The following is a 26,553-nucleotide window of genomic DNA, read 5'->3' as shown; positions in this document are numbered from 1 at the left end:
TGTCCAACTGGTCACAAGTGAAGCACTCACCACCGACAACGCCCCGCGATCACGAGGAGTTCCCCGCATGAGCCGCTTCTCCCAGCCCGACCCCGAGCTCGGCCACCGCCTCAGCAGACGGGGCATGCTCGGCGTCGCCGCCGGTGCCACCGCCGCCGCCCTGCTCGGCGCCGCTGTCCCCGCGACCGCAGCCCCCGCGACGAGGACCCCCGCCACCGCCTCCGGTGCGAAGGGCCGCGGCCGCCCCGTCCTGCCGCCCGGCCGCCTCGGCATCCAGCTGTACAGCCTGCGCGACAAGGTCTCCACCCTCGGCTTCGGCCCCGTCTTCGCCGAACTGGAGCGGTACGGCTACGACGAGGTCGAGTTCGCCGGCTACACCCAGGGCTCGGCCGGCCCCATCACGCTCGCCCAGCTCAAGCGGCTCGCCCGCAGCCACGGCCTGAACCCGATCGGCAGCCACGTCGGCTACTACTCCGACGACCCGAACGCCTACACCTTCGCCCAGAACCTCACCAAGGTCCTCGACGACGCCCAGGCCCTCGGCCTCAAGCACATCGGCACCGCCTCCGGCCCGTTCCGCTACGGCTCGACCGTGGACGCCTGGAAGCGTGCCGCCGAGGACTTCAACACCTACGGCGCGGCGGCCAGGGCACGCGGCATGAAGTTCTACCAGCACAACCACTCCGAGGAGTTCTCCTTCGCCACCGACCGTCCCGAGGTCCGCCTCTACGACGTACTGCTCAAGGAGACCGACCCGGACCTGGTCTTCCTGGAGATGGACATCTACTGGGCGTACGTCGGCCAGTTCCGCTTCTCCAAGCGGCCGGACGGCACTCCCGCTCCGTTCGAGCCGCTGAACTACGTCCTGCGGCGGCCCGACCGCTATCCGCTCTTCCACGTGAAGGACGGCGAGAGCGACCCGTCGAACCCGTACGGCTACCGCATGACCGATGTCGGCGACGGCGACATCGACTACCAGCGCTTCATCTCGGCCGTGACCCGGCTGCGCGGTCACCGCATGGCCCACCACTGGCAGGCCGAACACGACAACCCGGCCGAGTCGTTCACCTTCGCGCGCCGCTCCAGCGCGCACCTGCACTCCCTGAGGGAGAAGTGCTGACCGGTGTACGGACATGAGGTGGCCCCTCCCCGGCCGGGGAGGGGCGGTCCTGGCGCGGCGCGTTCGTCGGCGGTGACCTGCTCGTACGCGTGGTGACGCGGGGACCGGCAGGAGAACGGCTGCCGGGGAACTTCCCCGGGCACCAGCTCCTGCCCTGAGGCAAGGGCGCGCCACGCGCTCCGACGTCGGACGTGCCCCCTGCGGCGGGGCATGGCTCAGCCGATGCCCTGCCGGTCCGGGCGCAGCGCGAACTCCCGGTCCGGCGCGCTCTGGGCGGCCAGGGTGACCGCCTGCCGGAGCAGGTCACGATGGCGCAGCAGTGGCTCGCGGCGTTCGGGCGGAGCGAGCAGGAGCAGGTCGTCGAGGCCGGCCAGCATGCGCCGGGAGACCTGCGGGTTCCCGACGGCACACCCCCGTGTCTCGGTGAGCCCCAGATCCACCAACTCGGTCCAGCCGGGCTCGGGCTGCACCAGGCGCACCGCTCCTGCCCGGTCCCGGTGCAGGGCAGCGTCGAGCGGGCGCCGGCTGAGTGCGGCCAGGAACTGGATGACGCGGTCGAGTGCCTGGACGGCGGTCGTCGGGTCGTTGACCGCGGGGGACAGCCCGCGCAGCGCGATGTCGGACAACTGCCGCAGCCCGAAACCCAGGTCCTGGTGATAGGTCCGCTCCACGCCCACCGAGATCGCGTAGCGCAACGCCCGGCGCGGCGGGACCGGGCCGCCGTGCACCGCGAGCACGGGCATCCCGGGCACCACGAAGTCCCCGATCCGCGGGATCAGCCGCAGCACCACCCCGTGTTTGCGAGCCACCCGCACCAGCCGCGCGATGTGCACGTCCCGCAGCACCCCCGCCCGGCCCTCGTGCGGCACCCACGCGGTCTCGGTGCCCAGGTCGGGGGCGCCCTGCCCGGCCACCGGCACGGGCATGGAGGCGACCACCCGGAACGACTCCGAGGCGATCCGCGCGATCACATGGCTGATCCGCATCAGCCGCAGGGTGGCGTTCACGTACAGCACGAAGAGCAACAGGCTCAAGGCGACCATGCAGAGGGTGAGGACCGACTGCACCAGGGGCACCGACGTGGCGGCCCGGGGGTCGTCCACACTGTCGAAGCTCGTCAGGACCAGCAGCGTCAGCACGAAGGTCGCCAGGAAGACCGCGAAGGTCGCCTTGGTGATCCGGCTCCGGACGAAGAGCCGCACCACGCGCGGGGTGAACTGCCCGGTGGCCATCTGCACGGCCACCAGGGAGATGCTGAAGACCACACCGATGAAGGTCATCATCGCCGAGCCCACCGCGGTCACCACGGCCTTGGCGTCCTCCGCGAACCGCAGCAGCTCGTCGAGCGTCTCGTAGTCCCGGTCCTCCCGGAGCGCGTCGACGAGCGCCGTGTCGAGCGCCTCCGCCCCCACCCAGACCACGAAGACGGCCAGCATCGCCGCGGTGGGGGCGAACCAGAACGTGTCGCGCAGATGCTCCCTGAGCGGCGACAGCGCACGCGGCCGACGCCTCACGGAGGGGCTCTGCGTCACCATCCAGTCACTCATGGTGTGACCCTAGAGGTATCGGAGCGTGAGGTCCCGGACCCCCGCCCGGCGCAGGGAAACGCAGGTGAAGGGCACTCCGAAAGCTTGGTATTGTTGTCCATGTCGCCGCGGGGAAGACCCCTGCAAGGCGGCAGACACCTGGTCCGGGTGGCGGAATGGCAGACGCGCTAGCTTGAGGTGCTAGTGCCCTTTATCGGGCGTGGGGGTTCAAGTCCCCCCTCGGACACAGATCAGCTCGGGCGGGTCGAGATCATCTCGACCCGCCCGAGCTGTTGTGCATCGTCCTCATCAGGAACCGGCACCAGGAATCTCCCTTCCGCGGATCAGCCCGGTATCGCCCAGGGGTCAGCACCAGCGATCAGCGCCGGTACTCCCGCAGCTTGCGGTACAGCGTCGCCCGGCCGATCCCCAGCGCGGTCGCCGTGCGGGCCTTGTTGCCGCCGTGGCGGCGCAGTGCCTCCAGGATCGCGGTGCGCTCGGCGTGCTCCATCGGGCTGAGCGGGCGCGCGGCCGGCCCCTCCCGGACGGCGTCCGGCAGCTCCGCCCGGCGGACCGGCCCGGACCTCCGCCGCTGCTCCGCGAGGGACCGGACGACATGGGCCAGCTCGGTGACGTTGCCGGGCCACGGGTACGCCTCCAGCGCGCGCAGGGCGTCGAGGGTCCAGGTCAGTGGCGGCTGCCCGGGTGCCGGGCGGGGGGTGAGGGCCGGCAGGAGTTCCCGTATGTCCTCGGCGCGCTCCCGCAGTGGTGGCAGGGGCACCGTGCGGGCGGACAGTTTGTCCAGCAGACGCTGGAGGCAGGGACCCGCCGGCGCGCCGGGTGTGTAGGTGATCAGCAGTGGGATGTCCGGGTGCTGGTCGAGCAGGGAGTTGAGCGCGGCCACGCCGGGTTGCGCGAGGCGCTCGGCGTGCCGGAGCAGGAGCGGGCGCCCGGGCCGCCGGACGGGCGGGACCTGGTCGAGGCCGGGGTCCCGGGCCGCGTCGACGACCTGGGGGGAGCCGGGCCCGCACAGTTCCCGTGCCAACGCGGCCTTTCCTGTGCCGCGCTCACCGGTGAGCAGCAGGGGCTCCGGGGAGCGGGCCAGTCGCACGGCCTGACCTACGGTGTGCCGCCAGGGGACCGAGGAGCCGGTCAGGGTGACGGCCGGAGGTGAGGACGCCACCGGGGGTGCCGGGTCGTCGAGCGGCTCCAGCGCGGCCAGGATCCCGATCGTCCTGCCGTCCAGACGTACCGGCGTGACGTGGGCCGTGCACCCGGCTCCCTCCGGCAGCTCGGTGTGATCCCCGATGTCCGGAAGGTTCGTGTCCCGGGCGCCGGCCGCCTCGTGCTCCAGCGCCCCGAGCACCTCGGGTGTGAGCAACCGCTGGGCGGCCTCACTGACCAGCCGGTTGCGGCCGTCGAGTGCGGCCACGGCCCGGTCCGGCCCGCTCGTCGCCCGTACGAAGGCATCCAGCAGTACCCGCTCGGCCCGTCCGGCCCGTGCCCGCAGCTCCGTCTCGACCGCCGTGACCGCCGCCTCGGTGAACGCCGCCTGAGGATGCGGCGGCCCGGCGGCGCACAGCCGTGTCACGGCCGTCAGGGTGCCCAGCACCTGACCGCCCTCCGGTCCGAACACCGGGACGCCGACGGCGCAGATGTCCTGCCACCGGTCGAGGAAGTGCTCGGTGCCGTGCACCTCGGCCCGGGCACGGGTGCGCACGGCGAGAGCCGCGCCGTTGTTGCCGACCACCTGCTCCGACAGGACCGTCCAGGTGCCGAGCCCCGGTACGTCGCCCGCCGTCCACACCACGCGCAGCCGCTCGTCGGTCAGGACGAGCCGCATCCCGCCCCCGTCCAGCGCGGGGACGATCCGGTCGAGCACCGGCCGGGCGGCGTCGAGCAGCGTCGACTCCCGGGGGAGTGAGGGAGGCGCCGGAGGCTGCGCCAAGTCGTGCGGCACGCCGAAGAACCGCGCCCGCCGCCACGCCGCGACGACCTCCTCCGGCACGCCCGGTGGCAGCGGACGCCCCGACAGGAAGCGCTCGCGAGCCAGGCGCAGCGAGGGCCGGGCGGTGGCTGTGGGGGAGGGGTCTGTGGTGGTCACGGCACGCCCCACCGTAGCGGGTTCAGTTGAACGAGAAACAACGTCGGGTCCCGTCCCCGAGTAATCGCACGGTCCCGCCCCCGAACAACCGCGGGTCCATCACAGAACAACTGCCTTTTCTGTCACCGCACTTCGTCGGCACCCGGGTGTCTCGTAATGAGACACCCGCGCCCGCCCGGAGCACCGCATGATCATGCAGGTTCCGCATCCCGCCGCCCGACCCCCTTCACAGGAGTGCCCCGTGGCCACCGTCGTCGAGGCCGACGTCCTGATCGTGGGCAGCGGCCCGGCCGGTGCCTCGGCCGCGCTGGCCCTGAGCACCTACGGCGTCCCCAACATCGTGGTGACCCGCTATGCGCACCTCGCCGACACACCCCGCGCGCACATCACCAACCAGCGCACCATGGAGGTCCTGCGTGACCTCGGCGTGGAGCAGGAGGTCGTCGCGCGGGCGACCCCGCAGCACCTCATGGGCAACACCACGTTCTGCACCAGCCTGGCGGGCGAGGAACTGGGCCGGGTGCGCTCCTGGGGCAACGATCCGCTCGTGCAGGCCGCACACGAACTCGCCAGCCCCACCCGCATGTGCGACATGCCGCAGCACCTCATGGAACCGGTCCTCGTCGACGCCGCCGTCGCCCGCGGCACCCGGCTCCGCTTCGAGAACGAGTACCTCTCCCACACCCAGGACGCCGACGGGGTGACCGCCACCGTCCGCGACCGGCTGCGCGGGGACACCTACGAGATCCGAGCCAAGTACCTGATCGGCGCCGACGGCGGACGGTCCAGGGTCGCCGCGGACGCCGGGCTGCCGATGAGCGGTCGGATGGGCGTGGCCGGCAGCGTCAACATCGTCTTCGAGGCGGACCTGAGCGCGTACACCGCCCACCGTCCCTCCACCCTCTACTGGGTCCTCGCCCCGGGCGCGACGGTCGGCGGCATCGGCGCGGGTCTGGTGCGCTGCGTGCGCCCCTGGAACGAGTGGCTCATCGTCTGGGGCTACGACGTGGACGCCGGCGCCCCTGATCTGACCACCGAGTACGCCGAGTCGGTCATCCGGCGGCTCATCGGTGACGACGACGTCCCCGTGACCGGGAAGTCGTCCTCGGCGTGGACCGTCAACGAGATGTACGCGCAGACCTACGCCAACGGCCGGGTCTTCTGCGCCGGAGACGCCGTGCACCGGCATCCGCCGTCCAACGGCCTCGGCTCCAACACCTCGATCCAGGACGCCTACAACCTTGCCTGGAAGCTCAAGCTGGTCCTCGACGGCACCGCCCACCCCCGGCTGCTCGACAGCTACACCGCCGAGCGCGCCCCGATCGGGCGGCAGGTCGTCACCCGGGCCAACCGGTCCATCCGCGAGACCGCGCCCGTCTTCGAGGCCCTCGACGGTCTCTCCCCGCAGACCCCCGACCAACTGTGGGCCAACATCGCCGCCCGCAAGGACGCCACCGAAGCGGCCGAGAAGCAGCGGGCCAGGCTGCGTGAGGCGATCGCCTTCAAGGTCTACGAGTTCAACGCGCACGGCGTCGACCTGAACCAGCGCTACCCCGCGGAGGGCTCAGCCGCGATCGTCCCGGACGGCACACCCGACCCCGGTTTCACCCGGGACCCCGAACTGCACCACCAGCCGACCACCCGGCCGGGTGCAAGGCTCCCGCACGCCTGGATCACCCGCGGCACCCGCACGCTGTCCACCCTCGACACCGTCGGCCGGGGCCGCTTCACCCTGCTGACCGGCATCGGGGGAGAGAACTGGGTGCGGGCGGCCTCGGCCCAGGACATCCCGGTCGCCACCGTGGTCATCGGCCCCGGCCAGGAGTACGAGGACCCCTACGGCGACTGGGCACGCCTGCGCGAGATCCCCGACGCCGGCGCCCTCCTCGTCCGTCCGGACGGCTTCGTCGCCTTCCGCCACGCCTTCGCCGCCCCGGACGCCGGGGAACTGCTCGCCGACGCTCTGCGGCGGATCCTCGGGCACGCCTGATCCGGGCGGGCGCGCGCCATGATGGAACGAGCGGACGTCGACGACGAGGAGCCGGAATGACCACCGATGCGACCAGGGCCGACGTCACCGAGCAGGCCCTCGCCAGCCTGCGCGGGACCGCGGACCCGCGGCTGCGTGAACTGCTCACTGGCCTCGTCCGCCATCTGCACGACTTCGCGCGCGAGACCCGTCTCACCCAGGAGGAGTGGGAGCACGCCATCGCCTTCCTGACGGCCACCGGCCGAACCTGCACCGACACCCGGCAGGAGTTCATCCTGCTGTCGGACGTCCTGGGCCTGTCCATGCTGGTCGAGACCTTGAACGGCGACCGCGCGGCAGGGGCCACCGAATCGACCGTGCTGGGCCCCTTCCACCTGACCGAGTCGCCGGTGCGCGCACTCGGGGACGACATCGACCTGGTGGGCGGCGGTGAGAGGTGCGTGGTCAGCGGCCGGGTCCGGTCCGCGGACGGCACGCCGCTGCCCGGCGCCGCCGTCGACGTGTGGCAGGCCGACGACAAGGGCTACTACGACGTCCAGCAGCCCGGTGTCCAGCCCGCCGGCAACGGACGCGGACTGTTCACGACCGACGCCGAGGGCCGCTTCTGGTTCCGGACCTGCGTCCCGGCGGCGTACCCGATCCCCACCGACGGCCCCGTGGGCGGGCTGCTGCGCGCGACCGGACGCCACCCCTACCGTCCCGCACACATCCACTTCATCGCCGCGGCCGAAGGCCACCGACCCGTCACCACGCACATCTTCGTGGCCGGCGGTGACTACCTCGACTCCGACGCGGTGTTCGCCGTGAAGCAGAGCCTCGTCGAGGACTTCACGGAAACGGACGACCCGGCGCTGGCCCGGGAGTTCGGCGTGGACAACCCCTTCCGGCGCGCCCGCTTCGACCTCGTACTGGAGCGGACCGCATGACCTTCCAGGAGCAGTTCACGTACGAGACCCGGCCCGTGCGGGTCGTCTTCCGGCCCGGGGCGGCCGTCACCGCGACCCCGGGAGAGGCGGCGCGCCTGGGCCTGCGGCGGCTGCTCCTGGTGTCCGGCAGCCGGGGCGAGCCCGTTGCGCGGGCGGTCGCGGACGCGCTCGGCGACAGCTGCGCCGGGCTGCACGCCGAGGCACGGATGCACGTGCCCGTGGAGGACGCCCACCGGGCCGTCGCGGCCGCCCGGGCGGCGGGCGCCGACGGCTGTGTCGCGGTCGGCGGCGGCTCCGCGATCGGGCTCGGCAAGGCGATCGCCCTGCGCACCGGACTGCCGCTGATCGCCGTACCGTCCACCTACTCGGGCTCCGAGATGACCCCGGTGTGGGGCCTGACCGAGCACGGCACGAAACGCACCGGCCGCGACCCCGTCGTCCAGCCCCGCGCCGTCGTCTACGACCCGCGGCTCACCCTCTCCCTGCCCGTACCGCTGACCGTCACCAGCGGCATCAACGCACTCGCGCACGCCGTCGAGGCGCTGTACGCACCGGACGTCTCACCGCTGGTCTCGGTCATGGCCGAGGAGGGCGTCCGGGCGATGACCGGGGCCCTGCCCCGGCTGGCCACCGACCCGGCGGACCTCGACGCGCGCAGCCGGGCCCTGTACGCGGCGTGGCTGTGCGGCGCGTGCCTCGGCGCGACGACGATGGGGCTGCACCACAAGCTGTGCCACGTCCTCGGCGGCACGTACGGCCTGCCCCACGCCGAGACCCACACCGTCGTCCTGCCCTACGCCCTCGCCCACAACGCCCCCGCCGCGCCGCAGGCGTTGGCCGTCCTGCGCCGCGCTCTCGGCACCGACGACGTGCCCCGCGCGCTGTGGGACCTGGCAGGCCGCCTCGGCGCACCGCGCTCCCTCGCCCAACTCGGCTTCGTACAGGCCGACCTCACCCCGGCGGCGACACGGGCGGCGGGCGAGCCGTACGCCAACCCGCGCGAGGTGACGGCCGAGGGGGTCCGGGCCGTACTGCTCGCGGCGTACGAGGGCGGCCCGCCGACCACGGCATAGGCGCCGCCGGCCGTACGGGGCCTGTCAGCGGTTCCAACAGACCGGCGCCCCACCGCCTGCGTCTTGCGGACAGAAGGTGACCTCAAGCCTTCCTAGGGTCGAGGCATGACGCAGACGCAGAAGATCCTTGTCACCGGCGCCACCGGAACCGTCGGCCGTCAGGTCGTCGCCGAACTGCTCGACCGGGGTCACGAGGTGCGTGCCCTGACGCGGGACGCAGCGAAGGCCTCCTTCCCGGCCGGTGTCGAGGTCGTCGAGGGCGACCTGACCGAACCCGACGGCCTGGCCCCGGCCCTGGCGGGCGTTACCGGTCTCCACCTGATCACCTTCGGGGGCGCCGCCTCCAGCCCGCTGGAGACCGGCCCGCGGATCCTGGAGATCGCGCGCTCCGCCGGTGTCCGCCGGGTCACCGTGCTGCACGGCGGGGGCCCCACCCCGCTGGAGGACGCGGTGCGCGCCGCCGACGGTGTGGACTGGACGGTGCTCATGCCGGTCGAGTTCATGGCCAACGCCCTGGAATGGGCGGACGGGATCGTGACCAACGGCGAGGTGCGGGAGCCGTTCGTCGACCGGCTGAGTGCCATGGTCCACGAGGGCGACATCGGCGCCGTCGCCGCGGTCGCGCTCACGCGGGAGGGGCACGGCGGCCAGGAGTACGTGATCACCGGGCCCGAAGTGCTCACCGTCGCCGACAAGGTGAGGATGATCGCCGCGGCCGTCGGCCGGGAGATCACCCTGGTCGAGCTCACCGAGGAGGAGGCCGTCGCACAGTGGCGGGCGGCGGGCCTGCCGGAGGACGTCATCGGCTTCCTGCTCATGGTGTACGGGAACACGCCGGAGGAGGGCCGCACGGTCTCGGGCACCGTCGAGAAGATCACGGTCCGCCCGGCGCGGACCTTCGCCGGGTGGGCCGCCGAGCACGCGGAGCTCTTCGAGGGACGGTCCTGACTGTCTCGTATTGAGACACCCGCGCCCCAGCCCGGCGCGTCAAGATCGACAAGGGGGTGTGACCGCAGCAAGGTGCGGCCGTCGGCGTGCGCTGAACCGCCGCTCGTACGGCCGCACACCCGAAGAAAGGTGACCACCATGGCCCTCGCACTGCTCCGGCGCCGGTGGCTCAAAAGTCCCTCCGCCGAGGCGGCGGATCTCGCCCTTCCGCTCCCCGCCGGCGCGGGCGCCGTGGCCCGCGAGGTCGTCGACCCGATGGGCTCGCCCCTGGCCGCCGCGGACGTCACCGTCACCGCCCTGGACACTCACCGCGTCGCCACCCGCGGCACGACCGACCCCTACGGCTACTTTCTCGCGGCGCTGCCGCCCGGCCGCTACAGCCTGATCATCTCGGCGGAGGGACTGCGGCCGCACCGCGAGACGATCGAGACGGGCCCCGGGGCCTCCACGGCCACCGAACGCGTCTGGCTGCAGCCCGCCGAGGCGCTCCAGTTGCCGACGCCCGGCACCTGGCTCTTCGACCCGCCGCACACGGCGATCCGGTTCATCGCCAAGCACGTCGGCATGGCCCATGTGCACGGCCGCTTCGAACGGTTCCAGGGCGGCATCCAGGTGGCCCCGGACATGGCCGACTCCCGGGTACACGTCCGTATCGACGCGTCCAGCATCACCACCGGCAACACCACCCGCGACAACCACCTGCGGTCCGCCGACTTCCTCGACGTCGAGCACTTCCCGTACATCGACTTCACGAGCACGCGCTTCGCCTACCGCGGCGGCACCAAGTGGACGCTGCAGGGCTCCCTCACCATGCACGGCGTCAGCCGCTCGGTGGCCCTGGACACGACGTACCTCGGCACGGTGAACGGCGGCTACGGCCAGGAGTTGCGCTGCGCCGCCCTGGCGACGGCGGAGCTGCACCGCGAGGACTACACCCTAAACTGGCGTTCCATGCTGGCCCGGGGCATCGCCGTCGTCGGCCCGACGGTCCAACTGGAGCTCGACGTGCAGGCGATGTACCGCACCCACGACACGCCCACCCCGCCGGAGTAGTGGTCCGGCCTGGGCCTTTCGAAGAGGCCCGGGCCATGCTCCGCGTCGGCGCAGCCCTTCATCCACAGCCCCCATAGCCCAGAATCCGCAGTCACCGGCGCGGCGACCAGAGCGCTGACCGGACGATGCGCCCGAGGTGCTCCGGCATCAGCGAGACGCGGTGAGACCCGGCTGGTGCGGCCGGCCACACGCGCCGGGTCGGCGGCGGCCGGGATGCGACGAAACCGCGACCGGCCCGCGCGGCCGACGCACACCGCCGATATTCGCTGGCCCCGTCCCACCGGCCTCCCTACACTCACCCCCATACCCGCGCCGCCCACGATCCCGGCGGTGCGCCGAGGTGACGAACGAAGGGAGACGGCCATGCGTGACCACACCGCTGTCGCCGTCTCCCTGCCGCAGCACGAGGTGATCCTCGTGTCTTCGTCGCCCCGGTGTCCGCTGCGCGGCGGCACCGGCTGACCGGGACGAACGCCCGGCGACCACCCGCGACCTTGACGCGACGTCAGGTCCCGGTGCCCCCGCCTGTTCGGCCTGGAATCGCGCTGCCCCTTTCTCATCGCATCGAAAGGCCCCGGGCCGTGCGCACCCACCTCAACCCGCTCGCCGTCGTCCGCAACCTCGGCATCCTCGCCCACGTCGACGCCGGCAAGACCACCGTCACCGAACGGATCCTGTTCGCCACCGGCACCACCCACAAGCGCGGCGAGGTCCACGACGGCACCACCGTCACCGACTTCGACCCGCAGGAACGCGACCGCGGCATCACCATCTTCGCCGCGGCGGTCAGCTGCGACTGGGACGGTCACCGCATCAACCTCATCGACACCCCGGGGCACGTCGACTTCGCCGACGAGGTGGAGCGTGCCCTGCGGGTGCTCGACGGGGCGGTGGCCGTGTTCGACGCGGTGGCCGGCGTGGAGCCGCAGAGCGAGTCCGTGTGGCGGCAGGCCGACCGGTACGGCGTGCCGCGGATCGCGTTCGTCAACAAGATGGACCGCCCCGGGGCCGACCTCGACGCGGCCGTGGCGTCGATCCGGACGCGGCTGCATCCGGCGCCCCTGGTCGTGCAGCTGCCGATCGGAGCGGAGGACACCTTCAGCGGCGTCGTCGACCTGGTGCGCATGCGTGCCCTGCTGTGGGCCGATGACGGCACCGTCGAGGACGTGGAGGTGCCCGAGGAGCTTCGGGGCGAGGCCCTCGCGCGCCGCCGGGCGCTGGAGGAGGCCGTGGCGGAACTGCACCCGGGCGCGCTGGAGGAGTTCTGCGACACGGGCGCGCTGGGCGAGCGGACCCTCGTCTCGGCGTTGCGTCAGGTGACCCGGGACGGCGACGGCGTGGTCGTGCTGTGCGGATCCGCGTACCGCAACCGCGGTGTCGAACCACTGCTGGACGCCGTCGTGGCCTATCTGCCCTCGCCGCTCGACGTGCCCCCGGTCACCGGCACGCACGAGGGAGAGGAACAGGAACGGGCCGCCGACCCGGCGGCACCGGTGGCCGCCCTCGCGTTCAAGGTACACGCCACCTCGACGGGTCGGCTGACCTGTCTGCGCCTGTACTCGGGCACGATCGAGAAGGGAGACACCCTGTGGGACGCGCGTGCGCGGCGCACCGAGCGGATCGGGCGGATCCTGCGGGTCCAGGCCGACCGGCACGCCCCGCTGGACCGGGCGGTCGCCGGGGACATCGTCGCCGTGGTCGGGCTGAAGTCCGCCCGCGCCGGCTCGACCCTGTGCGCGCAGCACGCCCCGCTCGTCCTCGAACCGCCCGGCGTGGCCGAGCCGGTGGTGTCGGCCGCGGTCGAGTCCCGCCGGGCCGGTGACACCGACCGGCTGGCGTCGGGGCTGGCACGGCTGACCGAGGAGGACCCCTCGCTGGTCGTGCGGACCGACCCGGAGACCGGGCAGACGGTGCTGTCCGGCATGGGCGAACTGCACCTGGAGGTGGCGGTGGAGAAGCTCCGGCGCGAGCTGGGACTGGAGGTCAACGTCGGCTGCCCGCAGGTCAGTCACCGCGAGACGGTCGGCCGGGGCGTGTCCGGCCTGGTGTTCCGGCACGTCAAACAGGACGGTGGCGCCGGGCAGTTCGCCCACGTCGTCCTGGACGTGGAGCCGTACGAGGAGGGAGCGTTCGAGTTCCGCTCGACCGTCGTCGGCGGGCGGGTGCCGCAGGAGTACGTCCGGGCGGTCGAGGCGGGTTGCCGGGACGCCCTTGCCGAGGGCCCGCTGGGCGGGCATCCGGTGACGGGGCTGCGCGTCACGCTGACCGACGGGGCGACCCATGTGAAGGACTCCTCGGACACGGCGTTCCGCACGGCCGGCCGCCTCGGTCTCCGCGAGGCCCTGCGCGCCTGCGCCATGGTCCTGCTGGAGCCGGTCGTCGAGGTCACGGTCACCGTGCCCGAGGAGGCGGTCGGCGGTGTGCTCGGTGACCTCGCCGCCCGGCGCGGGCGGGTGACCGGCTCGGTCACCCGGGCGGGTGCGGCGGTCGTCAGCGCCACCGTGCCGCTGGCCGAACTGTTCGGCTACGCGACCCGGTTGCGCAGCCGGACCCAGGGCCGCGGCACCTTCACGGCCCGTCCCACCGGCTACGCGCCGGCACCGGTCGCGACACCGGCGCGGTAGGTACAGAACCGGCCCCTGCCCTTCCCCGATCCGGGGGAGGGGAGGGGTCGGCCCCTGACCTGCGGCCTACGGGTACGACACCACCGTCGACGGCACCGTGGACGTCCCCGACGTCGGCGACCCCGTGTCGTTGATGACGCGCTCGTACTGCCCGTTGCCGCCGAGCGAGACCACGAGGAGGTCGTGGAAGCGCACCCCGGGACGGTTCGGCGCCGCGAAGCCGTGGTGCTGCACGATGCTCGGGTCGACGTTGTAGTAGCAGTAGCTGCCCAGGCCCCAGCCCTCGTGGGTGGTCACCGCGTCTCCGACCCGGTAGGCGGCGTAGCCCTTGACCGGGCCGTTCTGGATCGCGGCCTGGTTCGGGGCGTCGTACGCCTTCTCGTTCTGGTAGAAGATCGTGCGCCCGCGCTCGCCGAACCACTGCACGTCGTACTTGTTGAAGTGCTCCACGAACAGCCCGGTCGCCAGCACGTCGTGCCCGTTGACGACCACGCCGTAGTCGGCACGGTTGGTCTCCCAGCCCACGCCGTCGCCGTGGTCGGCGCGCCAGACCCAGGTGTGGTCGACGATGGTGTGGCGGCTGTTGACGACCATGCTGGTCGTGGCCTTGCCCGGGCCCGCCCCGCCGATGCGGACGAAGACGTCCTGGACGGTGGTCGGGTTGGCGGAGTGGTCGCGGGAGGCGCCGCGCGGGCCGATCTCCAGCAGGGTCGCGGAGTTGACCGGCCCGGCGTCGACGAGGAACCCGGCGAGGCGTACGCCGTCGACGTCGGCGACCTTGAGCGCCGTGACGCCGTTGTCGGGGATGAGGGTGGCGTATCCCAGGCCCAGCACCACCGTCCCGGCCCGGTCGACCCGCACCGGCTGGTCGAGGTGGTAGATCCCCGGCGTGAGCAGCAGGTGGAGTCCCTCGGCCAGGGCCTGGTTGAGGGTGGCCGCCGGGACGCCGGGCCGGGCGACGTAGAAGCGCGACAGCGGCAGTGAGGTGCCCCGAGGCGTGCCGTTGCCCCAGGTGACGCCGCGGGCGTCGGTCCGCTTCTCGGGCAGGAAGACCCGGTACTCACTGCCGCTGAGGTACAGGAACGGCTTCTCGCGGGAAACCGGTGTCGTGGCCAGGGTGGTGTACGGCGGGTTCGGGAAGCCCTGGGCGGGAGCGCCCTCGACGCCGGAGAACACCATGTTCCAGACGCCGTTGAGCCAGCCGCCGATCGCGCTGTCCCGGGTGTACCACTGCTGCTGGGAGTACGGCTGCACCTGGCCGTCGATCCGGCTGTCGGCGATGTAGCCGCCGCTGGACCAGCCGTAGCCGCTCGGGGCGAGGTTGAGGTTGCCTCGGACGTGCATCCGGCGGAAGGGGGCCGCCTGCGAGACCGCCCAGCGGTTGGTGCCGTTCACGGGCACGACCGCGAGGTTCTCCGCGGAACGCCAGAAGTTCTGCGTGGCGTTGCCGCCGAACCAGCCGGCGTCGACGGTGATGTCGCCGTTGATGGTGGTGTCGTCGGGGGAGAGGCCGAGACCGGAGATCGAGGTGTAGAAGCCGATCTGCGCGTTGAGCCCGTGGTAGGTGCCCGGCTTGAACAGCAACTGGTAGCGGCCGGTGCCGAACTGGGCCGATTCCTGCCGCCGGAAGACCTCGTCCAGTCTGGCCTGGATGCCCGGCGTGGAGGGGTCGAAGACCAGCACGTTCGGGCCGAGATCGCCACCGCCGGGCAGGGCGCGCGGCTTCCTGCGTACGGGCTTCCCGCGCAGGTCCGGGGCGGCTGCGGCCGTGCCGGGCAGCGCCGCGAGCGCGGTGGCGGCCGCGGCGGCGCCGAGGACGGTCCGGCGGCCGGGCGCGGCGGGGCGTGGTGACGGGGAGTCAGGGTGCATGGGGCGGCTCTCCTGGTTCATGAAGTGAACGGAGTGGGGTGCGGGGAGCGCTCTCTCGCCGCTGAATGGTTCATCCGTGGAACAGATGCGTCAAGGGGTGCCGCGAGAGTTCCGAGAGTGTGTCCAAACCCTTGACGGGACTGCCTTCCAGGGATTAACTCACGTCCTAAATTAAGCCATGACGGCCCCCTCGTGCCGGGGGGCCGTGGTCCCGTACTCCCGGAAGGGCCAGGAGCAGCCATGCGCAGCATCCGAGCCGCGGCCGCAGGCGCCGTCACACTGTCACTCGTCCTCGCGGCCACGGCCTGCGGAGGCGGCTCCGCCACGGGCGGCGGGTCGAACGACTCGCCCAAGACGCTCACGTACTGGGCGTCCAACCAGGGCGCCGGCATCGAGATCGACAAGAAGGTCCTCCAGCCCGAACTCGCCAAGTTCGAGAAGCAGACCGGCATCAAGGTGAAGCTGGAGGTCGTCCCCTGGTCCGACCTGCTCAACCGGATCCTCACCGCCACCACCTCCGGCCAGGGCCCGGACGTGCTGAACATCGGCAACACCTGGAGCGCTTCGCTCCAGGCCACCGGCGCCCTGCTGCCCTGGGACGCGAAGAACTTCGACAGGATCGGCGGCCGGGACCGCTTCGTCGACTCGGCCCTCGGATCCACGGGCGCAGAGGGCAAGGACCCCGCGGCGGTGCCCCTGTACTCGATGTCGTACGCGCTCTACTACAACAAGAAGATGTTCGCCGACGCCGGCATCGCCGAGCCGCCGGCCACCTGGGACGAACTGGTCGCCGCCGGCAGGAAACTCTCCAAGGACGGCAAGTGGGGCCTGGGCGCGGAAGGTTCCAACCCCTCGGAGAACATCCACCACGCGTTCGTCTTCGCCAAGCAGCACGGCGCGGACTTCTTCACCCCCGCAGGCAAGGCCGACTTCACGAACGACGGTGTGGTCAGCGCCGTCAAGCAGTACGTCGACCTGATGGCCGAGGACAAGGTCATCGCGCCCGGCAACGCCGAGTACGCGCAGAACCAGTCGGTCAGCGACTTCGCCAAGGGCAAGACCGCGATGCTGCTGTGGCAGTCCGCCTCCGCCAACCTCACCTCCCAGGGCATGAGCGAGGACGACTACGGCATCGCGCCTGTCCCCGTCCAGTCCGGCACCCCCGGCACCGGCAAGCAGGTCAACTCGATGGTCGCCGGCATCAACCTGGCCGTCTTCAAGAACACCGACAACCTCGACGGCGCCACGAAGTTCGTGAAGTTCATGACCAGCGACGACGAGCAGAAGATCCTCAACAAGGCCTACAGCTCCATACCGCCGGTGAAGACCGCGCAGACCGACAGCGCCTTCGGCTCCGCCGCCAACGCCGTCCTGAAGGACACCCTCGCCAAGAGCGCCGCCGCACTGCCCCAGGTCGCCGACGAGTCCCAGTTCGAGACGGCCGTCGGCACCGCCATCAAGGGCCTCTTCGCCGACGCGGCCGCCGGACGCCCGGTCACCACCGGCTCGGTCAAGGCGGCCCTGGAGAAGGCCCAGCAGCAGATGCCGACGGCGTGAACGACATGACCACCACGGTTGAAGCCGGCACACCGCCGGTCGGCAAGAGCCCGTCCGGATCGGCGCGCGGCGCCCGCCACCGCACCGGGCGGATCCACCGCGTGGGCCTGCCCTACCTGCTGCTCCTGCCCGCCCTGCTCCTCGAACTCCTCGTCCACCTGGTGCCGATGGTGATCGGTATCGTCATGAGCTTCAAGGAGCTCACCCAGTTCTACATCCGCGACTGGGGCGCCGCCCCCTGGTCCGCCCTCGCCAACTACAAGGTGTCGGTGGACTTCGACGCCCCCGTCGGCGAGGCGCTGCTGCACTCCTTCCTCGTGACCGTCGCCTTCACCCTGCTGTCGGTGGGCCTGTGCTGGCTGATCGGCACGGCCGCCGCGGTCTTCATGCAGGACACCTTCCGGGGCCGCGGCCTGCTCAGGGCGCTGTTCCTCGTCCCGTACGCCCTTCCGGTCTACGCGGCCGTCATCACCTGGGTCTTCATGTTCCAGCACGACAACGGCCTGGTGAACCACGTCCTGCACGACCAGCTCGGCCTCACCGACAAGCGGTCGTTCTGGCTCATCGGCGACAACAGCTTCATCGCGCTGCTGACGGTGTCCGTGTGGAAGGGCTGGCCGTTCGCCTTCCTCATCGTCATGGCGGGCCTGCAGAACATCCCGCGTGAGCTGTACGAGGCGGCCGCCCTGGACGGAGCCGGCGTCTGGCAGCAGATCCGCCGCATCACGCTGCCGTCCCTGCGCCCGGTCAACCAGGTCCTGGTCCTCGTCCTGTTCCTGTGGACGTTCAACGACTTCAACACGCCGTTCGTCCTGTTCGGCAGGACCGCGCCGGAGGCAGCCGACCTCGTCTCGGTGCACATCTACCAGGCATCGTTCGTCACCTGGAACTTCGGCACCGGCTCCGCGATGTCCGTTCTGCTCCTGCTGTTCCTGCTGCTGGTCACGGGCGGCTACCTCAGGCTCACCTCGCGCGGACGGAGGGCCGCCCCATGAGGACACCCCTGGCCCCGCCGCGGTCCTTCCAGTGGTCCCGGCGCATCTTCCTCACCCTGCTGACGGGCTTCGTGCTCGTGCCCGTCTACGTCATGGTCTCCAGCTCGCTGAAGCCGCTGGCGGACGTCACGGGCACGTTCCGGTGGCTGCCGACCGAGCTGACGATCCGCCCGTACATCGACATCTGGTCGACGGTCCCGCTGGCGCGCTACTTCGTCAACTCCCTGGTGGTGGCGGGCGCGGCCACGGTCTGCTCGGTGGTCATCGCGGTCTTCTCCGCCTACGCCGTCAGCCGCTACGACTTCCGCGGCAAACGCGTCTTCACCCTCACCGTCCTGTCCACGCAGATGTTCCCCGGCATCCTTTTCCTGCTGCCGCTGTTCCTGATTTACGTCAACATCGGCAACGCGACCGGCATCGCCCTGTTCGGCTCGCGCGGCGGCCTGATCCTCACGTACCTCACGTTCTCCCTGCCGTTCTCGATCTGGATGCTGATCGGCTACTTCGACTCGGTGCCGCGCGACCTGGACGAGGCGGCGCTGGTCGACGGCTGCGGCCCGCTCGGCGCGCTGTTCCGGGTGGTCGTGCCGGCGGCCGTGCCCGGCATCATCGCGGTGGCGGTGTACGCCTTCATGACGGCCTGGGGCGAGGTCCTGTTCGCCTCGGTGATGACCAACGACACCACCCGCACCCTCGCCGTCGGCCTCCAGGGCTACTCGACCCTCAACGACGTGTACTGGAACCAGATCATGGCCGCCTCGCTGGTCGTCAGCGTGCCCGTGGTCGCGGGTTTCCTGCTGCTCCAGCGCTATCTCGTGGCCGGCCTGACGGCGGGAGCCGTCAAGTGACCGACTCGCCCGTTCCCGAAGGGACTTACGTGACCATCGACCTCGCCGCACTCCCGCACGACTTCCTGTGGGGCACGGCCACCTCGGCGTACCAGATCGAGGGAGCCGTGGCGGAGGACGGCCGCTCGCCCTCGATCTGGGACACGTTCTCGCACACCCCCGGCAGGACCGCCGGGGGCGACCACGGCGATGTCGCCTGCGACCACTACCACCGCTGGCGCGAGGACATCGCCCTGATGCGCCGGCTCGGCGTGAACGCCTACCGTCTCTCGATCGCCTGGCCGAGGGTCGTCCCCGGCGGCGACGGCCCCGTGAACGCCAAGGGCCTGGCCTTCTACGACGAGTTGATCGACGGCCTGCTGGAGGCGGGCATCACCCCGTCCGTGACCCTGTACCACTGGGACCTGCCGCAGGCGCTCCAGGACCGGGGCGGCTGGCCGGAGCGCGACACGGCGCACGCGTTCGCGCGGTACGCCTCGGTCGTCGCCGAGCGCCTCGGCGACCGCGTCACCCACTGGGCCACGCTCAACGAGCCCCTGTGCTCGGCGTGGATCGGCCATCTCGAAGGCAAGATGGCGCCCGGCCTGACGGATCTCACGGCCGCCGTCCGTGCCTCCTATCACTTGCTGCTCGGCCACGGACTGGCGAGCCGGGCCGTCCGTGCGGCGGCCCCCGGGGCGCAGATCGGCATCGTCAACAACCTCTCGACGATCCATCCCGCCACCGACACACCGGAGGACCGGGCCGCGGCCCGCCGCATGGACGGCCACACCAACCGCTGGTGGCTCGAGCCGGTGCACGGCAGGGGCTTCCCGGCGGACATGCGCGAGCTCTACGGCGTCGACCTCCCGGAACGCCCCGGTGACTCGGCGGCCATCGCCGCCCCGCTGGACTGGCTGGGCCTCAACTACTACTTCCCGCAGACCGTCGCCGACGACCCCGCGGGCCCGGCACCGTACGCCCGGGCCGTACGCCGTGACGGCGTGCCGCGCACCGGCATGGACTGGGAGGTCGACGCGAGCGGCATCGAGTCGCTGCTGCTGAGGCTCACCGACGACTACGGGGCCCGTCGGCTGTACGTCACGGAGAACGGCTCGGCCTACCCCGACGTCGTCCGCCCCGACGGCACGGTCGACGACCCCGAACGGCAGGAATACCTGCTGAGCCACCTCGCCGCCTGCGCCTCGGCCGCCCGCAAGGGAGCCCCCCTGGCCGGCTACTTCGCCTGGTCCCTGCTGGACAACTTCGAGTGGGCGTACGGGTATGAGAAGCGGTTCGGTCTCGTTCACGTGGATTACGAGACGCAGCGGCGGACGATCAAGGGGGCGGGGTATCGGTACGCGGAGGTCGTGCGGGAGCACCGGGGGCGGGCACGCGAGGCGGCTTGAGAATGCGGGCGCCGGTGCTATGCGAAGCGCGTCCAGTCCGGGTCCCTCGGATGTGCCGGACCGTCCCACACCAGGGTCTGATCGACGAGACCGGGCACCTTGTTGTCCTGATGTCCGTCCGGGTACTCCACACCGCGGTTCTCGTACAGGGCGTCGGCGACTTCGATGAGGTAGTCGGCAAACGACGGCCACACGCCCAGCTGGGGAATGCCGGCCTCTTCGAAGGTGCCGATCCGTCCGTAACCCGGTCCTGGCATGCAGTCCGTGAACAGCCCGTACAGACCGCTGCGGTCGGTGGCGGCGAACGCCAGGTATCGCACCATGGGGTCGCTCGGCATACCGATCGTGTGAGGGCCTTCGTCCCAGTACGGCAGATGCTGCACGGGAGGAATCCCATGCTTCCTCGGCAATAGCCAGGCCGTCTCCTGTCCTTGTAGGGGGAGTCCGGTCTCGGGTCCGGGCGTCCAGCCGAAGTCACCGGGATGACCCGTGCCGTTGCGGAGGCGGTAGAAAGCCTTGAGGTCCGACGGAACGGTGAGGTCGAGTTCTTGCTCGACCCCACGGATGTCGGCCTCCGGGGCGGGCGGAGAAAGCATCCGGTAGGAGCGCGGAGCGTGCTGCTCCAGCCACTTCTCGATCCTCGCCCAGGCGCCCGCCACGGCCCGCTCCTGCTGCTGATCGTCCGTCATACCAGCGACTGTATGGGTCACATGCCTTTGTCCGAAGACCTCTCGAACTTGTGCAGCAGCCCAAAGCCATGAAGTCCAACTGCGCATGGTCCGGGAGCGTCCGGCGGGTCGTCGCTCCGAGTGTGATGGGCGATACTGCCCGGTGCGCCGACGTAGTCGCACGTGGAGCACTTCTGCCACACGCCCGCGAAAACGGCACGCGCACTCACCGAGTGTCCCGGCCCGTATCCGTGGCCGTGCAGCAGCTGGGCGACGGAGGAACCGTACTCGGCCCCGAGCAGTGCGGCTTCCGCCACTTCGTCGTGGCCGGGAGCGAAGAACGATCCGGGGCCGACCTTCGACGTCTATGCCTGGACGTGAGTTGTCCTCACGTCTGCGGCCGGGCTGCCGCACGGCACAGACCCGTCCAGAGAGGGGTCGCCGAACTCCGCGCGCAGTGCCTCGAACGCCGTCACCTTGTCCGTGCCGAAGCGGAGGATGCGGGCGGCGAATTCGTCGGGGGAGAGGAACGCCGTCGGCCGGGACTTGCTGTGGAACTTGTCCGCGTACATCACCAGCCTCTCCTCCTCCGTCACCGCCACATAGTCGCCGGGAGGGAGGGGCAGTGCCTGGCTGACGATGTCGTGGCGGGTGAGTCCCACCCCGGTGTGGTGGGAGCAGAAGCGGCTCAGGGGTTCGGGGAAGCCCTCCGCTTCGAGGATCTCGTGGCCGAGCAGACCGTGCCGGATGTAGTTCCGGTGGTCCAGCCGTCCGTCCTCCCCGTAGAGGCGGTAGACACCGATGTCGTGGAGGAGACAGCCGGCGCGGACCAGTTCGGCGTCGAGATGGGCGAGGCGGGGCGCGGCAAGGAGCTGCTCGGCGATTCCCCAGACGATCTCGCAGTGCCTGTGGACGAGGGCGAACGCCTCGGCGGTGGGCGCGTACTTCTCGTGCAGCGCCCGGATCTCTGCGGGGTCCGGAATTCTCACTCGGGGAGCGTAACAACCGCTCGCCCGGCCGGGCCGGGGAGTTCCCGTGGCGGTCCTTTTCACACGATCGGATGGTGCCCCGCGGAACGGGCACCTGCCCGGCCCGCGGGCCGTTCGAGCTGGTGACGGGACTTGCCGTCCATTCTCAGCACGACGACGGGAGCACATGATGGGCCTGCACTTCCACCGCAATGCCGATGGCACGACGACGGGGCGCAACGAAGCCAACGGCTTCACCGTGACGCACGCCGACGAAGAGGAGGTGAAACGGCAGTTGTACGAGGACGCCGGATGGGAGTACACACCTCCACCCCCGCCGGTCCGGCCCGGGTTCCACCGGTTCTCCTTGGTGCACGACGAGTTCCGGGCCTCCGGCTTCGAGGACGAGAGGTACGCGGGGCTGCGGGAGCGTCCGCCGGAGGGGTGCATGCCGGTCGACCAGGGGTGGTTCGCCCTGGAATGCGAGCGGCCGGGGAAGACGCTCCTGGACGCCGTCGCCGGCACCGTCGCGGAGGTCCGCCGAGAGCACGGCCTGGTGATGAACAGCCTGGGTGTCGACAAGCCCCAGGAATGGTTCGACGCGGACAGCAAGAACGGATACGCCGCGAAGATCGCCGCGCACCTGGTGCTCATGGCCGCCGACCGCGCCCGACTGCTCGGGTACGGGCGCAAGGACGTGGTCCGGCTACTCGACGCCACCGGTATCGAGTAGCCGACGGAGGCCGCGGCCGGTCCCGGTGGTTCGGTCCCGGGCGGCTGCTCGACCCGGGGCGGTGATGCCCGGACTGCGGCGGACGCGGAGAGCGCCCCGCGCCTCAGGAGCGGGCGGCCGGCCCCGGCACGAACTCAGGGTCCACCTGCGCCGCGAGGTCCTCGCCTGTACGCGCGTCCGCCCAGGCGTGGACGTTGCGCAGGTGGAACTCGACCGCGTGGCGGTGGAGGCGTTCCCAGTCGCGGACTTCGGCGTCGACCGCCTCGCGCATCACCTCGAGGGCGTGGCGGTTGTGCGGTTCCAGCGACGCCAGTGCCTCGGGGCCGGAGCCGGCCCGGCCCTGTTCCGCCGCGCGGATCCAGGGGGAGTGGACCAGGTGGGTCAACAGGTCGTCGCCCACCTGCTCCTTGAGGAAGAGCAGGTCGTCCTCGCCGGTCACCTTGTTGCCGACGACGGCGATCCGGATGCCGAACTGTTCCGCGTGGTCGCGGTACTGGCGGTACACCGAGACACCCTTGCGGGTGGGCTCCGCCACCAGGAAAGTGAGGTCGAAACGGGCGAACAGGCCTGAGGCGAAGGCATCGGCTCCGGCCGTCATGTCGACCACCACGTACTCGCCGGGACCGTCCAGCAAATGCCCGAGGTACAGCTCCACCGCACCCAGCTTGGAGTGGTAGCAGGCCACGCCCAGGTCGGACTCGTCGAACTCGCCCGTCGCCATGAAGGGGACGCCGCCCGCCCGGCCGACGTGCCGTGCGTGCAGTTCGTCGTCGCCCAGCGGACGCAGGAGGCGGGATCCGCGGCCCGGCGGGGTCGTCTTGATCATCGCCTCGGGGGAGGGGATACGAGGGTTGTCCCCCCGTAGGTAGTCCTTGATCTCGGGCAGATGAGCGCCCAGCGGAGGGGCGGACTCCTCCTCGCCGCCCAGCGCCTCGGCCAGATGCTGGTTGATGTCGCCGTCGACGGCCAGGACCGGGGCGCCGGAGCGTGCCAGGTGGCGGGAGAAGAGCGCGGAGAGCGTGGTCTTGCCGCTGCCGCCCTTGCCGACGAACGCGATCCTCACGACGACCCCCTCTTTTTGAAAATGGATGTCATGTGGCTAGGTTTAGGGAAGCCTCGTCGTCCCTGTCAAATCGCTTGAGCCGATCGGGGGGTCCGGGGCGGGTGCTGCTCGACCCCTGCGAGCGGGCCCTCGTGGGTGCCGGTATGCGTCGCTGACCGGAGGGTTCAGCCGGGCAGTCCCATGTCGATCACGCAGCTGATCTCGACGAGCTGTCCGGGGAAGGTCAGTTCGGTGACGCCGAGGGCCGTGCTGACCGGACGGTGGGTGCCGAAGTACGCCCGGTTGCCCTTCGCGATCACCTCGGCGTTCCGCACGAGGTCCACCGCGTACAGCGTCTGGGAGACGATCTGGTTGCGGGTGGCGCCGTAGTGGGCCAGGACCTTGTCGAGGTTGAGGTAGGTCCCCTCGAGCTGGGCGGCGAGGTCGTCCTCGGGGTGGAAGGCGCCCGCCTCGTCGAACGAGAGCTGCCCGGAGACGTGGACCAGGTCACCGGACCTGATCGCCTGGGCGTAGCCGAAGTGGCCCTCGGCCGGGATGCCGTGGTCGTAGACGTCGAGCGTGGTCATGGCGTGAGTTCCTTCCGTCGGGCACGGACCGCGGGCAACGGGCCCGCGCTCTCTTGCGGTTACTCGGAAACCGTAGGAGAGTGACCGCCGACCTGGAAGAACGCACTTTTCGGTGACTGGGGAACCAGATGGTGACCAAGCAGATCAGAGACCTGCCCGAGAACGCGGACCTGCGCCGGGCGGACTCCCTGGCCCGGGAGATCTTCTCCGACGTGGCGAACAAGTGGGCCCTGCTGATCATCGAGGCGCTCGGGGAACGCACCCTGCGCTTCAGCGAGTTGCGCGACGAGGTCGAGGGCGTCAGCCACAAGATGCTCACGCAGAACCTGCGGATGCTGGAGCGCAACGGCCTGGTCGACCGGAAGGTGCACCCCACCGTGCCGCCCAAGGTCGAGTACACGCTCACCGAGCCGGGCCGTGCGCTGCGCGCCACGGTCGACGCGATCTGTGGCTGGACCCATCAATACCTCGGGCACATCGAGGCGGCCCGAGGGCGTTTCGGCCCCTGACCGGGCTGGGTGTCAGCCCGCGATCAGTTCCCGCACCTGGGGGACGGTCGCCGGCTCCTCTGCCCGCGAGGTCCGGTGCGTCCGGTACAGCCACAGCACGTCCCGGCCGAACGACCAGACCAGCAGGCCCAGCGCCAGGGCCGCGACCGCGAAGTTGGCCGCGTACGGCAGCAGATCGGCGCCCGCCAGGAGCAGCAGCACGCCCTGGAGCGCGGCGACGGTCTTGCGGGCGGTGCTCGGCGGGAGTGCGGCGGTCAGCCAGGGCCACACCTTGGCTGCGGCGACGAAGACGTAGCGCATGCCGCCGATCAGCAGCACCCACGGGCCCAGTTGCATCGACACGTACACGCTGAGCACCAGGATCAGAAAGGCGTCGACCTCCATGTCGAAGCGCGCGCCCAGCGGGGTCGACGTGCCGGTGCGGCGGGCGACCTTGCCGTCGACGCCGTCGAGGATCAGCGCCACCGCCGTCAGGCCGACGAACAGCGACACCGGCGGTGAGCTCTGGAAGGAGTCGGCGACCAGGGCCGTGACCCCGCCGACGAGGGTGGCCCGCCCCAAGGTGACCCGGTTGGCCGCGCCGAACGAGCGCAGCCGGGAGCGGTGCAGGGCCCGGGAGAGCACCGCCCAGGTGGCGATCGCGAACGCGAGGCCGCTCAGCCAGCCCGCCGGCCCCATCCCGATCGCCGTGCCGATCAGGGCCAGCAGCAGGACCTGCACGCCCGCCCCCAGGGCGGTCTCCTGCTGTACGAGCCTCGCGTCGTAAGTGTTGTTCAGGGCCACCGAACACCCTCCGGCCGTGTGACAGAGTCGATCATCGCCGCTACGTTGTGCGCGGCCTGTGCACCCCTCGGTACGCACTCAGCTTCCCGATCGTTCAGGAGGACTTCGATGAAGCACACCGGACGCGCGTTCTGGATCGACTCGCCTGGGCGAGGTGCGATCCGGGACGTCGCCCTGCCGGCGCCCGGCGAGGGAGAGGTGCTGGTCCGCACGCTGTTCTCCGGCGTCAGCCGCGGCACCGAGACGCTCGTCTTCCGCGGCGGTGTCCCCGTCAGCCAGCACACGGCCATGCGCGCGCCCTTCCAGGAGGGCGACTTCCCTGGCCCGGTGAAGTACGGCTACCTCAACGTCGGCGTGGTGGAGGAGGGGCCCGAAGAGCTCGCCGGCCGCACGGTGTTCTGCCTCTACCCGCACCAGACGCGGTACGTCGTCCCGGCCTCGGCGGTCACCCCGGTCCCGGACACCGTCCCCGCCGAACGAGCCGTGCTCGCGGGGACCGTGGAGACCGCCGTCAACGCCCTGTGGGACGCGGCTCCCCTGGTCGGCGACCGGATCGCCGTGGTCGGCGGCGGCATGGTCGGCTGCTCGGTGGCGGCCCTCCTCGCCCGGTTCCCCGGGGTGCGCGTCCAGCTGGTCGACGCCGACCCGTCCCGCGCGAAGATCGCCGAGGCGCTCGGTGTCGGTTTCGCCACCCCCGAGGACGCCGACGGGGAACGCGACCTGGTCGTGCACGCCAGCGCCACGGAAGCGGGCCTCGCCCGGTCCCTGGAACTCCTCACCGCCGAGGGAACCGTCCTCGAACTCAGCTGGTACGGCGACCGGCAGGTCAGCCTCCCGCTCGGTGAGGCCTTCCACTCCCGCAGGCTCGTCATCCGCAGCAGCCAGGTCGGCACCGTCTCCCCGGCCCGCCCGAACCGCACCTACGCCGACCGGCTCGCCGTCGCCCTCGACCTGCTCGCCGACCCCGCGCTCGACGCCCTGATCACCGGCGAATCCCCCTTCGAGGACCTGCCGGACGTGCTGCCGCGGCTGGCGTCCGGCGAGGTTCCCGCGCTGTGCCACCGCGTCCGTTACGACGAGAACGATGGACGCATCGGCTGACGATTCGTTCCATCCGGTACGAGTCGGCCACGACAAGAGCGCCTGACCTGAGAAAAGACGTACGACAGGCTGAACAAGGGAAGACAACGGGCCGTACTACTCGGCATCCCCGGCACCGAGAGCGGGGGAGCAGACGCGCCG

22 protein-coding genes and 1 tRNA gene are annotated in these 26,553 nt (G+C 71.3%); 15 read left to right on the top strand and 8 right to left on the bottom strand.

Annotated features, from left to right (window positions below; translation table 11 throughout):
• Positions 1-67 precede the first annotated feature (67 nt).
• Entirely contained in the window at positions 68-1,120 is a 1,053-nt protein-coding gene (locus ACFZDI_RS34295) for a TIM barrel protein (protein WP_391256146.1), read from the top strand.
• A gap of 215 nt (positions 1,121-1,335) precedes the next feature.
• On the opposite strand, the gene ACFZDI_RS34290 is transcribed toward ACFZDI_RS34295, so the two are convergent.
• The gene (locus tag ACFZDI_RS34290) at positions 1,336-2,667 is read right to left on the bottom strand and encodes a DUF2254 family protein (RefSeq protein ID WP_391256143.1); all 1,332 of its coding nucleotides are present in this window, start codon (positions 2,665-2,667) and stop codon (positions 1,336-1,338) included.
• A gap of 141 nt (positions 2,668-2,808) precedes the next feature.
• On the opposite strand from ACFZDI_RS34290, the gene ACFZDI_RS34285 reads away from it, so the two are divergent.
• Positions 2,809-2,893 (top strand) — tRNA-Leu (locus ACFZDI_RS34285).
• A 132-nt stretch (positions 2,894-3,025) separates the two neighbouring features.
• On the opposite strand, the gene ACFZDI_RS34280 is transcribed toward ACFZDI_RS34285, so the two are convergent.
• Positions 3,026-4,750 (bottom strand): helix-turn-helix domain-containing protein, encoded by a 1,725-nt coding sequence (locus tag ACFZDI_RS34280; RefSeq protein WP_391256140.1) that lies wholly within the window; start codon positions 4,748-4,750, stop codon positions 3,026-3,028.
• Between the two features lie 193 nt (positions 4,751-4,943).
• Between ACFZDI_RS34280 and ACFZDI_RS34275 the strand changes: the two genes are divergently transcribed.
• From ACFZDI_RS34275 to fusA, 6 genes are all read left to right on the top strand, one after another.
• Positions 4,944-6,740, top strand: a complete 1,797-nt coding sequence (locus tag ACFZDI_RS34275; RefSeq protein ID WP_391256408.1) for an FAD-dependent monooxygenase — start codon at positions 4,944-4,946, stop codon at positions 6,738-6,740.
• Between the two features lie 56 nt (positions 6,741-6,796).
• Complete coding sequence (locus ACFZDI_RS34270; RefSeq protein ID WP_391256137.1) at positions 6,797-7,666, top strand: dioxygenase; 870 nt, start codon at positions 6,797-6,799, stop codon at positions 7,664-7,666.
• Complete coding sequence (locus tag ACFZDI_RS34265) at positions 7,663-8,739, top strand: iron-containing alcohol dehydrogenase (protein WP_391256134.1); 1,077 nt, start codon at positions 7,663-7,665, stop codon at positions 8,737-8,739. Before ACFZDI_RS34270 ends, ACFZDI_RS34265 begins: the two co-directional genes overlap by 4 nt.
• A 105-nt stretch (positions 8,740-8,844) precedes the next feature.
• Positions 8,845-9,687, top strand: a complete 843-nt coding sequence (locus ACFZDI_RS34260; protein ID WP_391256131.1) for an NAD(P)H-binding protein — start codon at positions 8,845-8,847, stop codon at positions 9,685-9,687.
• Between the two features lie 138 nt (positions 9,688-9,825).
• Entirely contained in the window at positions 9,826-10,740 is a 915-nt protein-coding gene (locus ACFZDI_RS34255; protein ID WP_234847271.1) for a YceI family protein, read from the top strand.
• A 581-nt stretch (positions 10,741-11,321) separates the two neighbouring features.
• A complete protein-coding gene (gene fusA / locus ACFZDI_RS34250; RefSeq protein ID WP_391256129.1) occupies positions 11,322-13,364 on the top strand; it encodes an elongation factor G in 2,043 nt (680 codons plus the stop codon).
• Between the two features lie 66 nt (positions 13,365-13,430).
• On the opposite strand, the gene ACFZDI_RS34245 is transcribed toward fusA, so the two are convergent.
• Entirely contained in the window at positions 13,431-15,233 is a 1,803-nt protein-coding gene (locus ACFZDI_RS34245; RefSeq protein WP_391256126.1) for a coagulation factor 5/8 type domain-containing protein, read from the bottom strand.
• Positions 15,234-15,473: 240 nt separating this feature from the next.
• On the opposite strand from ACFZDI_RS34245, the gene ACFZDI_RS34240 reads away from it, so the two are divergent.
• From ACFZDI_RS34240 to ACFZDI_RS34225, 4 genes are read left to right on the top strand one after another with little or no spacing between them, the layout of a single operon-like run.
• A complete protein-coding gene (locus ACFZDI_RS34240; RefSeq protein ID WP_234847268.1) occupies positions 15,474-16,790 on the top strand; it encodes a sugar ABC transporter substrate-binding protein in 1,317 nt (438 codons plus the stop codon).
• A gap of 5 nt (positions 16,791-16,795) precedes the next feature.
• Positions 16,796-17,785, top strand: a complete 990-nt coding sequence (locus ACFZDI_RS34235; RefSeq protein WP_391256121.1) for an ABC transporter permease subunit — start codon at positions 16,796-16,798, stop codon at positions 17,783-17,785.
• An 8-nt stretch (positions 17,786-17,793) separates the two neighbouring features.
• On the top strand, positions 17,794-18,633 hold the full coding sequence (locus ACFZDI_RS34230) for a carbohydrate ABC transporter permease (protein ID WP_234847283.1): 840 nt from the start codon (positions 17,794-17,796) through the stop codon (positions 18,631-18,633).
• Positions 18,634-18,662: 29 nt separating this feature from the next.
• Positions 18,663-20,021, top strand: coding sequence for a GH1 family beta-glucosidase (locus ACFZDI_RS34225; protein ID WP_391256118.1), 1,359 nt, complete (start codon positions 18,663-18,665; stop codon positions 20,019-20,021).
• Between the two features lie 17 nt (positions 20,022-20,038).
• Here ACFZDI_RS34225 and ACFZDI_RS34220 read toward each other — a convergent pair whose 3' ends face one another.
• The gene (locus ACFZDI_RS34220) at positions 20,039-20,710 is read right to left on the bottom strand and encodes an SMI1/KNR4 family protein (protein ID WP_391256115.1); all 672 of its coding nucleotides are present in this window, start codon (positions 20,708-20,710) and stop codon (positions 20,039-20,041) included.
• A 344-nt stretch (positions 20,711-21,054) separates the two neighbouring features.
• The gene (locus ACFZDI_RS34215; RefSeq protein WP_391256112.1) at positions 21,055-21,678 is read right to left on the bottom strand and encodes an HD domain-containing protein; all 624 of its coding nucleotides are present in this window, start codon (positions 21,676-21,678) and stop codon (positions 21,055-21,057) included.
• 169 nt (positions 21,679-21,847) lie between these two features.
• Here ACFZDI_RS34215 and ACFZDI_RS34210 point away from each other — a divergent pair, with 169 nt between their 5' ends.
• Complete coding sequence (locus tag ACFZDI_RS34210; RefSeq protein ID WP_308287412.1) at positions 21,848-22,390, top strand: hypothetical protein; 543 nt, start codon at positions 21,848-21,850, stop codon at positions 22,388-22,390.
• A gap of 103 nt (positions 22,391-22,493) precedes the next feature.
• Here ACFZDI_RS34210 and ACFZDI_RS34205 read toward each other — a convergent pair whose 3' ends face one another.
• Entirely contained in the window at positions 22,494-23,453 is a 960-nt protein-coding gene (locus ACFZDI_RS34205) for an ATP-binding protein (RefSeq protein WP_234847262.1), read from the bottom strand.
• Between the two features lie 164 nt (positions 23,454-23,617).
• A complete protein-coding gene (locus tag ACFZDI_RS34200; RefSeq protein ID WP_234847261.1) occupies positions 23,618-24,019 on the bottom strand; it encodes a RidA family protein in 402 nt (133 codons plus the stop codon).
• Between the two features lie 128 nt (positions 24,020-24,147).
• Here ACFZDI_RS34200 and ACFZDI_RS34195 point away from each other — a divergent pair, with 128 nt between their 5' ends.
• Complete coding sequence (locus ACFZDI_RS34195; RefSeq protein ID WP_234847260.1) at positions 24,148-24,528, top strand: helix-turn-helix domain-containing protein; 381 nt, start codon at positions 24,148-24,150, stop codon at positions 24,526-24,528.
• 12 nt (positions 24,529-24,540) lie between these two features.
• Here ACFZDI_RS34195 and ACFZDI_RS34190 read toward each other — a convergent pair whose 3' ends face one another.
• Complete coding sequence (locus ACFZDI_RS34190) at positions 24,541-25,311, bottom strand: CDP-alcohol phosphatidyltransferase family protein (RefSeq protein ID WP_391256107.1); 771 nt, start codon at positions 25,309-25,311, stop codon at positions 24,541-24,543.
• Between the two features lie 108 nt (positions 25,312-25,419).
• On the opposite strand from ACFZDI_RS34190, the gene ACFZDI_RS34185 reads away from it, so the two are divergent.
• Positions 25,420-26,412 (top strand): zinc-binding alcohol dehydrogenase, encoded by a 993-nt coding sequence (locus ACFZDI_RS34185; protein WP_234847258.1) that lies wholly within the window; start codon positions 25,420-25,422, stop codon positions 26,410-26,412.
• Positions 26,413-26,553 lie beyond the last annotated feature (141 nt).

Origin of the sequence: Streptomyces sp. NPDC007907 (genome assembly GCF_042959365.1) — a bacterium.
Classification (GTDB): domain Bacteria; phylum Actinomycetota; class Actinomycetes; order Streptomycetales; family Streptomycetaceae; genus Streptomyces; species Streptomyces indiaensis.
The sequence above is the reverse complement of the archived record's forward strand: the minus strand, read 5'-3'. Positions and strand labels throughout refer to the sequence as shown.

Bases quoted from the DNA above. Each gene is read 5' to 3' on its own strand.
- ACFZDI_RS34295 (WP_391256146.1), top strand. From the start codon at position 68: ATGAGCCGCTTCTCCCAGCCCGACCCCGAGCTCGGCCACCGCCTCAGC.
- ACFZDI_RS34290 (WP_391256143.1), bottom strand. From the start codon at position 2,667: ATGAGTGACTGGATGGTGACGCAGAGCCCCTCCGTGAGGCGTCGGCCG.
- ACFZDI_RS34275 (WP_391256408.1), top strand. From the start codon at position 4,944: ATGCAGGTTCCGCATCCCGCCGCCCGACCCCCTTCACAGGAGTGCCCC.
- ACFZDI_RS34270 (WP_391256137.1), top strand. From the start codon at position 6,797: ATGACCACCGATGCGACCAGGGCCGACGTCACCGAGCAGGCCCTCGCC.
- ACFZDI_RS34265 (WP_391256134.1), top strand. From the start codon at position 7,663: ATGACCTTCCAGGAGCAGTTCACGTACGAGACCCGGCCCGTGCGGGTC.
- ACFZDI_RS34260 (WP_391256131.1), top strand. From the start codon at position 8,845: ATGACGCAGACGCAGAAGATCCTTGTCACCGGCGCCACCGGAACCGTC.
- ACFZDI_RS34255 (WP_234847271.1), top strand. From the start codon at position 9,826: ATGGCCCTCGCACTGCTCCGGCGCCGGTGGCTCAAAAGTCCCTCCGCC.
- ACFZDI_RS34245 (WP_391256126.1), bottom strand. From the start codon at position 15,233: ATGCACCCTGACTCCCCGTCACCACGCCCCGCCGCGCCCGGCCGCCGG.
- ACFZDI_RS34240 (WP_234847268.1), top strand. From the start codon at position 15,474: ATGCGCAGCATCCGAGCCGCGGCCGCAGGCGCCGTCACACTGTCACTC.
- ACFZDI_RS34235 (WP_391256121.1), top strand. From the start codon at position 16,796: ATGACCACCACGGTTGAAGCCGGCACACCGCCGGTCGGCAAGAGCCCG.
- ACFZDI_RS34220 (WP_391256115.1), bottom strand. From the start codon at position 20,710: ATGACGGACGATCAGCAGCAGGAGCGGGCCGTGGCGGGCGCCTGGGCG.
- ACFZDI_RS34210 (WP_308287412.1), top strand. From the start codon at position 21,848: ATGGGCCTGCACTTCCACCGCAATGCCGATGGCACGACGACGGGGCGC.
- ACFZDI_RS34200 (WP_234847261.1), bottom strand. From the start codon at position 24,019: ATGACCACGCTCGACGTCTACGACCACGGCATCCCGGCCGAGGGCCAC.
- ACFZDI_RS34195 (WP_234847260.1), top strand. From the start codon at position 24,148: ATGGTGACCAAGCAGATCAGAGACCTGCCCGAGAACGCGGACCTGCGC.
- ACFZDI_RS34185 (WP_234847258.1), top strand. From the start codon at position 25,420: ATGAAGCACACCGGACGCGCGTTCTGGATCGACTCGCCTGGGCGAGGT.